This window comes from Aeribacillus composti (assembly GCF_007827555.1).
GTDB classification, from domain to species: Bacteria; Bacillota; Bacilli; order Bacillales; family Aeribacillaceae; genus Aeribacillus; species Aeribacillus composti.
This window is the reverse complement of the sequence record NZ_VISS01000024.1, coordinates 1-13,379: the sequence shown is the minus strand read 5'-3', so window position 1 is coordinate 13,379 and position 13,379 is coordinate 1. Positions and strand designations below refer to the sequence as shown.

Annotated in this window: 14 protein-coding genes and 1 pseudogene; 2 read left to right on the top strand and 13 right to left on the bottom strand. The window is 38.4% G+C overall.

The features are described from left to right. The first annotated feature begins 96 nt into the window (after positions 1–96). Positions 97–282, top strand: a complete 186-nt coding sequence (locus tag FB379_RS19135; protein WP_327848142.1) for a hypothetical protein — start codon at positions 97–99, stop codon at positions 280–282. Further along, a pseudogene (locus FB379_RS19275) lies at positions 279–1,174 on the top strand (CotH kinase family protein). Before FB379_RS19135 ends, FB379_RS19275 begins: the two are co-directional and overlap by 4 nt. Before the next feature lie 718 nt (positions 1,175–1,892). Here FB379_RS19275 and spoIVA read toward each other — a convergent pair. From spoIVA to FB379_RS12615, 13 genes are all read right to left on the bottom strand, one after another. Beyond that, positions 1,893–3,371: a stage IV sporulation protein A gene (gene spoIVA / locus FB379_RS12670; protein ID WP_063388595.1), complete on the bottom strand. Its 1,479-nt coding sequence runs from the start codon at positions 3,369–3,371 to the stop codon at positions 1,893–1,895. Positions 3,372–3,541: 170 nt separating this feature from the next. Then, a complete protein-coding gene (locus FB379_RS12665) occupies positions 3,542–4,255 on the bottom strand; it encodes a hypothetical protein (protein WP_082829632.1) in 714 nt (237 codons plus the stop codon). 20 nt (positions 4,256–4,275) lie between these two features. Further along, positions 4,276–4,476, bottom strand: a complete 201-nt coding sequence (locus FB379_RS12660; protein ID WP_063388596.1) for a DUF2768 domain-containing protein — start codon at positions 4,474–4,476, stop codon at positions 4,276–4,278. 114 nt (positions 4,477–4,590) lie between these two features. After that, entirely contained in the window at positions 4,591–5,634 is a 1,044-nt protein-coding gene (locus tag FB379_RS12655) for an NAD(P)H-dependent glycerol-3-phosphate dehydrogenase (protein ID WP_066251961.1), read from the bottom strand. A 19-nt stretch (positions 5,635–5,653) separates the two neighbouring features. Continuing rightward, complete coding sequence (gene der / locus FB379_RS12650) at positions 5,654–6,964, bottom strand: ribosome biogenesis GTPase Der (RefSeq protein ID WP_063388598.1); 1,311 nt, start codon at positions 6,962–6,964, stop codon at positions 5,654–5,656. A 190-nt stretch (positions 6,965–7,154) separates the two neighbouring features. After that, on the bottom strand, positions 7,155–7,343 hold the full coding sequence (locus FB379_RS12645; RefSeq protein WP_066251964.1) for a capping complex subunit for YIEGIA: 189 nt from the start codon (positions 7,341–7,343) through the stop codon (positions 7,155–7,157). Continuing rightward, positions 7,334–8,236 carry a YIEGIA family protein gene (locus FB379_RS12640; RefSeq protein WP_063388600.1) on the bottom strand — a complete coding sequence of 301 codons (903 nt, stop codon included), beginning with the start codon at positions 8,234–8,236 and terminating at the stop codon, positions 7,334–7,336. The genes FB379_RS12645 and FB379_RS12640 overlap by 10 nt, the downstream gene beginning before the upstream one ends. Then, positions 8,233–8,829: a YphA family membrane protein gene (locus tag FB379_RS12635; RefSeq protein WP_063388601.1), complete on the bottom strand. Its 597-nt coding sequence runs from the start codon at positions 8,827–8,829 to the stop codon at positions 8,233–8,235. The genes FB379_RS12640 and FB379_RS12635 overlap by 4 nt, the downstream gene beginning before the upstream one ends. 858 nt (positions 8,830–9,687) lie before the next feature. After that, a complete protein-coding gene (gene rpsA / locus FB379_RS12630) occupies positions 9,688–10,833 on the bottom strand; it encodes a 30S ribosomal protein S1 (protein ID WP_144598135.1) in 1,146 nt (381 codons plus the stop codon). Between the two features lie 150 nt (positions 10,834–10,983). Further along, on the bottom strand, positions 10,984–11,568 hold the full coding sequence (locus FB379_RS12625) for a lysophospholipid acyltransferase family protein (protein WP_066251969.1): 585 nt from the start codon (positions 11,566–11,568) through the stop codon (positions 10,984–10,986). 3 nt (positions 11,569–11,571) lie between these two features. Continuing rightward, complete coding sequence (gene cmk, locus FB379_RS12620; protein WP_063388604.1) at positions 11,572–12,243, bottom strand: (d)CMP kinase; 672 nt, start codon at positions 12,241–12,243, stop codon at positions 11,572–11,574. A gap of 79 nt (positions 12,244–12,322) precedes the next feature. Beyond that, positions 12,323–12,499: a DUF5359 family protein gene (locus FB379_RS18485; RefSeq protein ID WP_094246144.1), complete on the bottom strand. Its 177-nt coding sequence runs from the start codon at positions 12,497–12,499 to the stop codon at positions 12,323–12,325. A gap of 53 nt (positions 12,500–12,552) precedes the next feature. After that, positions 12,553–13,200, bottom strand: coding sequence for a flagellar brake protein (locus tag FB379_RS12615; protein WP_130156168.1), 648 nt, complete (start codon positions 13,198–13,200; stop codon positions 12,553–12,555). Positions 13,201–13,379 lie beyond the last annotated feature (179 nt).

Sequence of the window (13,379 nt, the reverse complement as noted above, 5' to 3'; positions counted from 1 at the left end):
CCTTTAAATCGTTAAAAAAATGTGCGTTTGCCAACAGTGGCATGTTTTATCCACATTCATACTATTTAAATGAAAAACAGTGGAAAGAGGGATCAAATGGAAAAAGACTTGGAGAAAATTTCCTTATACATTCATCCGAAAGATTTGCTTTTTTTACAAAAAAATAAATGGGATGAAGACGGAGTTCCCGGCATGGTTTATTTAGGGAAGAAGAAGATCGATGCGGATATAATGTATCGTGGCTCTCATACTAGAAAAGCGAAAAAAAATCTTTTTTTATAAAATATTACCGTCCTTCACAATACAATAACGAAAAGGAATTTCATTTAAATGCGGAATATTTTGATCCTTCACTGATTCGCAATAAGCTTTCTTATTATTTTTTCGACCGTATAGGAGTATACGTCCCCGAAACAAAATTCACCCTTTTATCGATCAATAGAATCCATCAAGGCATTTATTTACGCCTTGAATCCGTCAATGAAGATTTTTTAGCAAAAAGAAAACTGCCTAAAGGCCCAATTTTTTATGCAATAGATGGTGATGCTAATTTTTCGTTATACAGCGATTTAGACCAAAAGGTAAAAAAAAGCTTATCACAAGGATATGAGCTAAAATACGGGGAAAATGACGATTTTAGTAAGTTCGAACAATTTATTTATTTTGTTAATACAAGCAATTCGTCCCAATTTTCTGAAGAAATTGAACAATATTTAGACGTGGAGCAATATTAAAATGGCTGACAGGTGTTATTTGCACACAAAATTACGATGGTTTTGTTCACAATTACGCACTTTACTTACATGGAGAAACAAGCCGTTTTCATATTATTCCCTGGGATTACGATGCGACATGAGGAATTGATGTCAACGGAGAAAAAATTCGACATGACTATGTTCGGGTAGAAGGATTTAACACTTTAACGGCAAGGCTGCTAGACGCCCAAAAGTATAAAAAACTTTACCAACAACTTTTATATGACACTATACAACATCAATTTACGGTAAAAAATTTGATAGATGCTGTATACGGTTATTATGAACAAGTGAAAAAGTTTATTAGCAAAGATCCTTATTTCCAATATACCCTTGACGAATTTAATCAACAGCCTTCACAAATTCTCGATTTTATCTCGAAAAGAAATCAATTTATCGCTTCACATTTAATGTTTTAGCAAGTTGAACGACGCAAATAGGCGATCGCTTATTTTTCATGAATTGGGTAAATGTTCTGTTGCTTTCTCCCATTTTGAACGTATAAATACATTATGATTGACCTGTATGGTTGAATGCCAAGGGAGGTTAAAGAAAATGACTGCAGCTGGAGAAAAATTTTATCAATATGTAAAGTCGCTTGTTGGAAAAATGATTAAGGTGAATAGAGGCGGTCCTGAAAGCAAAAGCGGTTTGCTTGCTTGATGTAAAAACTGATTATTTGGCCCTCTATTTATTCGAATCAAACAATGTTGTTTACTACCAATTGAAACACATTAAAAGCATTACAGAAAATTCTAAGACAAATTTCAAACCTTTACGACTGGAAGATGTTGGACAAAACGCTTCGAAAAGCGACAGCTTCCGCCGCCTAATAAAATTATTTCAGTACGAATACCTTCAAATTCGGTTTTTTCGCTAAGTTGTTTAACCTTTTAAAAAAAATGATGTGTCTTTTCAAAGGCCGGAAAACGCAGGGCAGAACTTCTTGTCAAAAAAAAAAAAAAAAACAGGGCTCACTCGTTTGCCCCTTGTGAAAAAAACAACGGGGGTGTCTAATAAGTCGTTTTTTTGCTTATTGACGCCCCCATTAATGTTTTAGAAACGTTGATATATCGATGTTTATGATTTTTTGTTTTCAATACGGATTTGACTTTCTGGACAGCCCCTTTTGATCTTTTATAATATGATTGCTATGAGCCCGCCTGACCCCTCGTTGATGATTCTTTCCAATGTTTCTTTTAATTTGTAGCGGGCATTTTCAGGCATCAACGACAATTTTGCTTGTATTCCTTCTCTGACGATCGAGCTTAAGCTTCTTCCGAATATATCGGAATTCCATATGGACAAAGGATTTTCTTCAAAATCTTGCATTAAATAACGCACAAGCTCTTCACTTTGTTTTTCTGTGCCAATGATCGGCGCAAATTCAGATTCAACATCTACTTTAATCATATGAATGGAAGGTGCGACTGCTTTGAGCCGGACGCCGAATCTCGATCCTTGGCGGATAATTTCCGGTTCATCCAGACTCATATCTGATAAAGCCGGTGCTGCTATGCCGTAACCTGTCTGTTTTACCATTTTTAAAGCATCGGCTACTTGATCGTATTCCGCCTTAGCGTGTGCAAAATTTTGCATGAGCTCAAGCAGATGATCCTTCCCGCGTATTTCAACACCGACAACTTCTTTTAAAATTTGATCGTACAGCTCATCCGGCGCAAACAAATCGATCTCCGCAATCCCTTGGCCCATTTGAATACCAGCTAGTCCAGCCCGCTCAATAAAATCATACTCACTGAACTGCTGGACAACTTGATTGACATCACGCAGACGTTTGATATCTTTTACTGTTTCCTTCACCGTTTCTTGATAGCTCGTGCGAAGCCAATGATCTTCTCTCAGCACCATCACCCAGCTGGGCAAATTCACATTGACTTCCAAGACTGGAAATTCGAAAAGCGCTTCTCTCAATACATTCGTTACATCAATTTCCCTCATGCTTTCCACGCTCATAGCAAGAACTGGAATATCATATTTTTCATTTAATTCTTTTCTTAAAGCCTCCGTATCCGGATGATGAGGATGCACAGAATTAATAATCATAATAAATGGTTTTCCGACTTCTTTTAACTCTTCAATTACTCGTTCTTCCGCTTCTACGTAATCTTTTCTAGGAATTTCGCCGATTGAACCGTCTGTTGTGACGACTACACCGATTGTTGAGTGGTCTTGAATAACCTTGCGGGTGCCAATTTCCGCTGCTTCATGAAACGGGATCGGCTCCTCATACCATGGAGTGTTGATCATTCTCGGCCCATTTTCATCTTCGTATCCCTTTGCACCAGGCACTGTATATCCTACGCAATCTACTAATCTTATATTGACATCAAGGCCTTCATCAACATGGACGGTGACCGCTTGATTCGGGACAAACTTTGGCTCCGTTGTCATAATGGTTTTGCCTGCTGCGCTCTGAGGGAGCTCATCTTGAGCACGTGCTTTATCCGCTTCATTTTCAATATTGGGAAGAACAACTAATTCCATAAACTTTTTTATGAATGTTGATTTACCGGTTCTAACTGCACCAACGACCCCTAGATAAATATCGCCGCCAGTTCGCTCTGCAATGTCTTTGAAAATATCTACCTTTTCCAAGTGATTCCCTCCCGACTTTCAAGTCTTATAACATCCATACATTTACAATTCTTTAGTCATTACATATTTATGATGTTGTCCTATCTAGTTATGACTGTAAAAAAAGAATTTCTTCCAAAAAGAAAAGAACCTTTCTCTTAAATTGTATTCTTAAGAAAAAGGTTCATGACTTATTTTATTAAAAATACCGGTTCATTTTTTTCATTCACAGTATATGGAAGGGAAAATGCAGGGACGAACGGGGAGTTTTCTACTAGCAAATGACGGATATCTTCCCCCTCTTTGAATGATCTTTTTGATTCCTTAATGGCACGGTATAAATCTAAGCTGTAATCAACGTAAACTTCTCGATTGTTGTCGATCACAAGCGGAAGATTTTCCCCTGAGTACGGACTCTTCACATGAGGAGGCTCTTTTAATCCTAGCTTTTTATAGTTCAGTGTAAATACATTTTTCGCTATTTGCTTTTCATAAGGAGGATATTCATGAGCATTGATCCTCATCTTTAGTTCACGGATCGCCTCTGCTATTCGTAAATCGATCAGCTTTACGGTTGGATTTTTTTCCACATCGACTAAAACATATAAGTAAATGCCTCCATTTTCAAACGCGGTGCCAGGGGGCTCAGGCAAATATTCAGGAATCAACAGATTGAAATCAATAGGGTATTTTTCATAAATAGGCGTTGATTTGTCTCTCGTTTTAATCGGCAAAAGCCCTTCCGTATCAGCTTTATATTGTTCTACTGCTTTTTGCACGGATTGTATTTGCGCTTCATAAGGTATTTCATTTTTATGTAATCGTTCTTCTGGGTATAAACATCCAGATAAAAGCAAAACAAACATGATAGAGATGAAAGATTTCATTATGCTTTTCTTGTTCATCCTCGTCTTCCTCACTTTGCCTACTCGCTTGTCGGTCCGGAAAAGACTACGAAAAAAATGATAATTCCTGCTAAAATCATAAAAAAATAAGCAATCACTGCTGTGATAGATTTCAAAAATCCTTTTAGTTTAAAACGGCTCAAGTATATGGAAAAGACCGCGATAAACATAAAGGCCATCGCTGTGAGGGCAATCCACATTTTCATTAGACCTTCTGACATTGTGATCCACTCCTTCTATTCCTACCAATCATTTTAACATATGCTCTTTTTCACGCAATTGTTTTCCATATAAGAATCGAATTCAAAAAAAAACTGAAGCAGCTGGGAAATGTGCTACAGTTCTTCATTTCGATTTTCTAATATGTTCACAAGATCTTCCATTTCATGCGTTTTAACTCTCGCCATAAGCTCTTCGACTGCTTCTTTCGGATCTTTTTCGTGAAACAGCACTTCATAAAGGACATTGGTAATCGGCATTTTTACTGAATATTTTTCAGAAAGCTGTTTAGCTGCTTTTGTTGTTCTTACTCCTTCGACAACCATTCCCATGCTTTCTAAAACTTCATCTAGTTTTTTGCCCTTTCCTAGCAAATGGCCGGCACGCCAATTGCGGGAATGCACACTTGTGCAAGTGACAATTAAGTCGCCGATTCCGGCAAGACCAGAAAATGTTAATGGATTGGCACCCATTTTACAGCCTAATCTTGAAATTTCCGCCAATCCTCTAGTTATTAAAGCAGCCTTCGCATTGTCCCCGTATCCAAGGCCGTCGCTGATTCCGGCAGCTAAAGCAATAATGTTTTTCAGCGCTCCTCCAATTTCAACCCCGATTATATCCGGATTCGTATACACACGAAAATAGCGGTTAATAAATAAATCTTGAACAAATTTTGCTGCTTGAATATTTTTGCTCGCAGAAGTCACTGTTGTCGGCTGTCTCAAAGACACTTCTTCCGCATGGCTTGGACCTGATAATACAACTACGTCCTTCAAAAGGTGAGGAGGCATTTCTTCTTCAATAATTTCGGAAATTCTTTTTAATGAACCCGGCTCAATCCCTTTTGAAACATGGACAATTAAAACCGGCCGATCAATGGCTTCTCTTAATTGACTCAGCACTTCTCTTATCGCTTTTGTCGGGACTGCCAAGACAATCGTTTCCACATTTTCAACCGCATCCTTTAAGAAATAAAATCCGGTTAAATTGTCCGGCAATGGGACATTTGGCAAATATTTCTCATTTTTTTTTGTACGATTGATCGCTTCTATATGTTCTTTCCGATGTCCCCAAAGATGCACTTCATGACCATTGTCGCAAAGAACAATTGCAAGCGCTGTTCCCCAGCTTCCAGCTCCCAATATTGCCACCTTCGCCAAATTACTCACTTCCTTTTATTTATCTTCTTTTTCTCGCAATGATTTTAATAGGGGTTCCTTCAAACCCGAATGCATCGCGAATACGATTTTCCAAAAAACGTTCATATGAAAAATGAAGAAGCTCCGGATCATTTACAAATATGACAAATGTAGGCGGTTTAACAGAAACTTGTGTTGCATAATAGATTTTTAATCTCGTACCGTGGTCCGTTGGAGTCGGATTCATAGCAACGGCATCCATGATCACATCATTCAATACGTTTGTTTGGACACGCATCGCATGATTCTCGCTGGCAAGAATAATTTGAGGCATTAATGTGTGCAATCTCTTCTTCGTTTTTGCGGACAAAAAGACGATTGGCGCATAGTCTAAAAATAAAAATTGATCGCGAATATCTTTTTCAAACTCTCTCATCGTTCTTTCATCTTTTTCCACTGCATCCCATTTGTTTACTACAATGACAACGGCTTTCCCGGCTTCATGGGCGTAGCCAGCAATTCGCTTGTCTTGTTCAATAATTCCTTCCTCTGCATTTAAAACAACTAACACTACGTCAGAGCGTTCAATCGCTTTAAGCGCCCGCAAAACACTGTATTTTTCTGTTGTCTCATAAATTTTTCCTTTTTTTCTCATGCCAGCTGTATCAATGATGACAAACTCCTGCTTGTTATACGTAAACTTAGTGTCAATGGCGTCTCGTGTTGTTCCAGCAATTTCGCTGACGATCACTCTTTCTTCTCCTAAAATAGCATTTACTAAGGAAGATTTGCCGACATTTGGTCGGCCAATCAAAGAAAATTTAATGATGCCTTCATCATCATTTTCTGATTGGGGTTTTGGAAAATGTTTGCATACTGCATCCAAAAGATCTCCCAGTCCGAGCCCATGCGCTCCTGATATCGGGTACGGTTCTCCAAAGCCAAGAGAATAAAATTCATATATATTTTCCCTCATATCCGGGTTGTCCATTTTATTAACGGCAAGGACAACGGGTTTGTTTGAGCGGTACAATATTTTTGCAACTTCTTCATCAGCGGGAGTTACGCCTTCTCGACCGTTTGTAATGAAAATAATTACATCTGCTTCTTCAATCGCAATTTCCGCCTGATGACGAATTTGTGCTAGAAACGGTTCATCCCCAATTTCAATTCCACCTGTATCGATCAAGTTAAATTGGAAATTCAGCCATTCACAAGGTGCATAAATACGGTCACGGGTAACACCAGGTATATCTTCTACAATTGAAATACGTTCACCGACAATTCGATTAAAAATCGTCGATTTGCCGACATTTGGTCGACCGACAATAGCCACAACAGGTTTCGGCATACTAAAACTTCCTTCCTAATTTAAAACTCATCGCATTTTTTCACTATGTATAATGTTAAAGGGGCTACGCCTTCAAGAAATCGCAGCATGTTTTCGCCTAACTCCTTTTTCGGCATGCCCCGGAAGTTTTTTACCAAGCTTTTTTCCAACTACCCTATTATATAGCAGTTTATGAAATTGAACAACTGCCTTAAAAATGTTTCACAATGATATATATTTCCTCGCTTATGGCATGAGCAATTCCATCTAGAATCGCTTCTAAATTTTTTGCAATCGAATCCATTTCTTTTTGGTTATCACAAATAAAAACAGGTGCACCGCCTTTTATTTTTTTCTCATTTGTCGTAACGACCGCTAAAACCGCTTTCTCTAAAACCATCGTTTTTTCTCACCTTTCCTATTTGCCTTCGACTCCGTCGGCATGCGAATGGCATTTTCAAGCGTTGGCACGTTGCTGATCACTCGAATGGCGATATCCAAATCATGTTTTTGAGGAAGCACAAACACGCCGACTCTTCCATCCTCAAGATCTCGTTTTGCCAATGGGACTAAAGATGGTTCACCCGCATCGCGGTTTACGCCCAGCGCAGTTGAGACATCATGGAGAATCGCCTGACGTTGTCCGATGTTGGCAATCGTTGTTCTCGCATCAAATGATTTTGGTGTCAAAATAAACCCCATGCCATATTTTAAAACTAGTTCACGTTTTTCCGGGATGCCGATATTCATAATATAAATGTCATCGACATACAAGCCTGCACCGTCAAAATGCGGCTTTACATATTGAATGTCAACAATATCTTTCAATGTGCCTCCAGACATTAACACTTTAGAAATGATAAAGCAAACGACCGTCATCACAAGAGCCATCCAAAAGCCAAAGATTAAATAAGCAAGCGTAACAAATAAAGATGTGAAAATCACTAAATAATTTCTGCTTTCAAAGGCGATTGCAATTCCTTCAATATATGTACTTCCCCGAGGAACAAGCTCATATTGATCGAGCTCTGACAGTGTATTTCTTTCCATGTTGCGGACTTCGCGAAACTGCGATGCAGCCAACGTTAAAAAAGTAATGGCAGTAAACTCCTTTTCCATTATGGCCGGAACAGCAATCGTGCCGAGTCCCGCCGCTATAAATCCAAGTGCGATATGAATAATTTTTCCGTGCAAATATGTTGGATATTGGCGATAATCGGTTTTTAGCATAAAAAGACGGGCTAACACACCTACGAAGACACCATAAAAAATAGGAAGCGTGTATTCATTCATGACCCTTGCCTCTCCCTTGCATGTTTTTTGAATATATGTTCTAAAGAAGCAGCGAATGTTTTGAATGACGCCCATATGAGCAATGAAAAGATTCCGATTGACAGCATATCAAGAAAAGGAAAGTCGCCTATTACAATCGGCCGATAATAAGAATAAACTGCAGACGAAAAAAGAGCTTCTCCGTAACAAGACCCCAATATAAAAAATGCCATTCCTTCAAAAAAATCTTTGCTCAGCATATTGGATAAAATGACTCCTAATATAGATAAATACATCTGAACGTCAAGTAAAAACCAGACAGGATCAAATAAATAAAACAGCTTGACTCCTGCATAGGCAACCGTAATGATCAAAACGGAAAATAATGAATAAAATAAACGCTTAGTTCTATACAAGATGAAAAAACTAAGCAAAGCAAATAAGATATACGAAAAACCAACATGTATTTGTGTAAAGTGTATAAACGTTGCACTTCCTAAAATATTTAACAATATAAAAAAGGAGAGCCAAAAACGAGCATCCGTTTTTGGAAGCCAAAATGTTACAATTACCCAAATCATCCACATGAACCAATAATAATATATTCCTTCCATCTCCAACCTCCTACTATTTCCATTATGTGAAAAATTTATGGATGCTAACCGTACAAATTTTGAAACCAAAGCTAAAAGCGTATAAAAAGCAGTTAAAGGGCTGTGGGAGAATTGATTGCTGATGGATTGCTGTGAGAGGAAAATGTAAACATTTCACTGCCCGTCAAGAAATGAATTTTCGCTATTTTTTTAGAACTCATAAGCCGATCTGTTTAATGGCAGAATGTCCGTATAATTTCTTTTCATAAAAAAAGGCTTCTAAATCATTATTTGTTTTTTTAGGAGGGAGTTTTTCTGCAAAAAAATTGTGGGCTAATGAATACAGGCTGGATGTATCACTTGTTTATCAAAATGGGAATTGCACAAGTTTTGATTTTTAATGGAGATACGAACGCAAAACGGACGTATCGCTTGCTTATTAAAAGCAGCGAAGAATTTTGTTCGCACATATAATCACGATATAGAGCAGCTTAGCAAAAATCGAACCGATACTGCAGAACTCAAAATACAGCTTATTGAAGTGATATGGAAGCTATATACTAGGCGAGGCTTCGAACAATAACAGCTTATTACAGCGAGGATGCATCGTATCATTCTCAAGGATTTATGAAAAGAACAGCAGTGGAGAAGATGATAAAACAGCTCGTTATATGCTGGGCGGTGCTTATGGAGTCTTTATGGAGAACGCTCAAATGCGAAACGTAGATTTCGTTTGAGGATTGGCAATCGATACAAATTACCCTCATAAAACGACTAAACGGCCTCAGCCCTATGGAATATAGAGATAAAGCCGCTTAGAACATTTTTTATTCCGCTGTCACCTTGACAAGGGGCAGCTCGTGATGATCGCCTTTGTCTTTATTTTAATTTATTTAATTGCTCTCCGATCATTTCGCTTAGTTGAAATCCTGTCGATTCCTCTTTCGGACGATATTTGCGAAAATCTTCTTCACTACCGGTCCCATCATCTTCCAATTCCTTTATGCTTAAGGAAATCCGTTTCTCTTCTTCGTTTACATCAAGCACTTTTACTTTTACCTTTTGTCCTTCTTCTAATACTTCTTGAGGAGTGCCTATATGTTTTTTAGAAATTTGCGATATATGGACAAGACCTTCTACTCCAGGTAAAACTTCAACAAAAGCTCCGAATGAGACGAGGCGTTGTACAGTTCCTTCGACAACATCACCGGATTTGATTTTTTCAGAAATGTTTTCCCATGGACCAGGCAATGTTTCTTTAATCGATAGTGAAACCCGTCCATTATCCCGATCGACAGACAAAACTTTCACTTTTACCTTTTCGCCTTCTTGAAGCACATCTGACGGTTTATCTACATGAGCATGAGAGATCTGAGAAATATGTACAAGACCGTCAATCCCGCCGATGTCAACAAAGGCTCCGAAATCGGCTAAACGTTGGACTGTTCCTTCCAATACATCACCAGGCTGAATCGACTGAAGCACTTGCTGTTTTTTCTCTTCCTGCTCCTTTTCCACTACAGCACGATGAGACAAAATCACTCGATTTTTTTCACGGTTTAGCTCCACAACCATCAATGTCAATGTTTTTCCTTTATAATCTGAAAAATCCTCAACATAGTGAGGTTCAACCAATGAAGCAGGAATAAATCCGCGGACGCCCAGGTCTACCACTAAACCGCCTTTTACGACATCCTTCACTTCTGCCTCAAATACTTCTTTATTTTCAAATTTTCTCTCTAATTCCACCCAAGCTTTATCCGCAGCCACTTTGCTTTTCGATAAAATGACTGCTTCTTCCTCAACTTTAATGACCGCTAGTTCAAGCTTGTCATTTTCCTTTACAACATCTGAAGCTTTTTCAATATGCAAACTAGACAGTTCACTAATCGGAATGATGCCCATTTGTTTGCAATTTTTAATATCAACAATCACCTGCTTATCTTCCACTTTTGTTACAATTCCTTCTACAACGTCTCCCACTTCAGGCACAAAAACTTCACCTTGATTGATGTCCTCTACCATACCATTTACCTCCTTGGTCAAGCCATAGCAACTCAACAAAATATGTACCATTCTATTTAGTATGTCACAAGCTACTCTAAATAGAATGAAAAATACCTCTTTTCTATAAGTTCTAACAAAAAATTCCGTTTGTCAAGTTAAATCCATTGATTACCTATATTTTTCGAGCAAATTTCTAATTTCTGTCATGATTTTATCGGTCGCTTCTTCAGCTGAAATTTTTTTGTTTCGATAAGATGTAAAATCAATGGCTGGGCCGAAAATGACTTTCGTTTTCCGAAACGGTTTGTAAGAACTGACGACGGCGCATGGCAAGACGACACAATCTGATCTTAAGGCAAAAAAACCTGCACCAGCCAAACCTTTTCCGAGTTCACCTGTTTTGCTTCTCGTTCCTTCCGGAAAAATGGCTAAAACTTCTCTTTCTTTTAATATTTTCAAGCCTGTTCTTAACGCCTCTCGATCGGAAAAGCCCCTTTTGACCGGAAACGCCCCCAATGCCCGGACGATCAGGCTGAAAACCGGAATTTTAAACAGCTCCTCTTTAGCCATAAAACGGAGCTGCCTTGGTGAAACGATACCAATCGTCGGAGGATCCAAATTATTAATATGATTGGAACAAAGCAGCACGGCACCATCCATTGGAAAATGTTCCTTTCCGATCACTTCGACCCGAAAGAGCGGTTTAATAAAGCAGTAAACAATTGCCTTTGCAAATTGATAAAATTTACCCATTTCTTACAGCCTTTCTTTTACCAATTCTTTAATTAATTCCGCCACCTCTTCAATCGTCAATGAAGTTGTATCGATTTCGACGGCATCCGGCGCTTTTTTTAATGGGGCAGTTGCCCTCGTGGAATCAAGCTTATCTCTTTCTTCAATTTCTTTCTTTAATTGTGTTAAATCGGATGTAAAACCTTTTCTTAAATTCTCCTCATACCTTCTTTTTGCTCTTTCCTCTACAGAAGCCTTTAAAAATATTTTCAACTCCGCATTCGGCAGCACATGAGTGCCGATATCCCTGCCATCCATGACAACGCCGCCGTTTCCTGCAAGCTGTTTTTGCCTTTTCACCATTTCCTCCCGTACATTAGGATGTTTGGAAACAGTGGAAACATGCTTTGTTACTTCATTGGAACGGATAATCGCCGTTACGTCTTCACCGTTTACTAGCACTTGCTGACCTTCATTTACCGGCTTCAGTTCAATCGTCATTTCATTCAAAAGCTTGGTGAGCGCTTTTTCATCCTCCAAAGAAATGCCATTCTGTAAAGCTTTCAAAGTGAGAGCTCTGTACATCGCACCCGTATCAATGTATGTATAGCCTAAATCTTTTGCGATTTTTTTGGCAACTGTGCTTTTCCCGGCAGCTGCCGGACCGTCGATTGCAATGGAAATTTTTTTACTCATAATACCTCCTAGCTAGTTTCAAAAAATATGTATCTATTTTTTTGGAATACAGAAAGAAAAGCAGGGGTTTCCTGCTCTTTTAGCGGCTGATAGTTTCCACCCATTCGGAGATGGACATGTTTCCAACACCTTCATATTGCACGGCTTTTGATAAATATGGCTTCAATTCAGAATGGCGCAAAAAAAGCTGAGCGGCAATTAACATAATGAATTGTATAATGATCAATTTGATCAATATTTGTTCAAAGCGCTTCACAAAAAACATCCTTTTGCCATTTTTTATAAATAGTATGGACAGCCTTGCCGGTATTATTCATTCAAAATTCCTTTCTTTTTCATTTGCAGCTGCTGTTCAAAGCAAAAGCGAATCAATTTTTGCTGTGTCTTTTCATCAATATTGATAAATGCTATGGAAGCGAGCTTATGATGTTCCGCTTCCACAACTCTGAGCGCCTTCCCTGTTACCTTATAATATTCAATCGTTCCGTCCATAAACGTGAGCACCATATAAATATGTATATTTTCATTTAGCGGTACGTCCACACCGTTTGGAATAATGATTGAAATGCCGCCAGCACTTATGTCGTTTGTAACTGTTGTAAATGGGGCGAATTCCTGATTAATGGCGTGTATGGCTACATCAACGGCTGTCTCGATTCTGACAAATTGCCGCCTTTGGATCTCCTCCATATACTCAGGTGCCTGAAGCATGATCATCGGGAGGTTATCTTTTTTCTTGCCAAGAACTTTAGTACGAAATTTATACGGTTTTTTTTCGCTGTTCACAAATGTTGCAACGAGCTCGGTGCCGTCTGGTAAGAAAACAGTTTTTCCTGTCTTGCTATTTATAGGAAAATCAATATAAAGAATGTTTTCTTCTTGGTCCACAAGTTTGCATTTTAGTATTTGATCTTGGCCAGAAAGTTCCAATGTGATCATCGTACCAATTTTTATCAACGTTACCACTCTTTCAATGTAATAAGCGCTCTACATTTATTAAAGCATGAAATGAAAAAAAGGGAAAGCCTAAAAATCGACTCCGAGTCAGTCAAGACTTTGTGGGAATTTTTTTGGTTCGCTGAAAATAGATGTAAGTCATAGGTTAGCGAACCATTTTTTTGAATTTCATCCGTAAG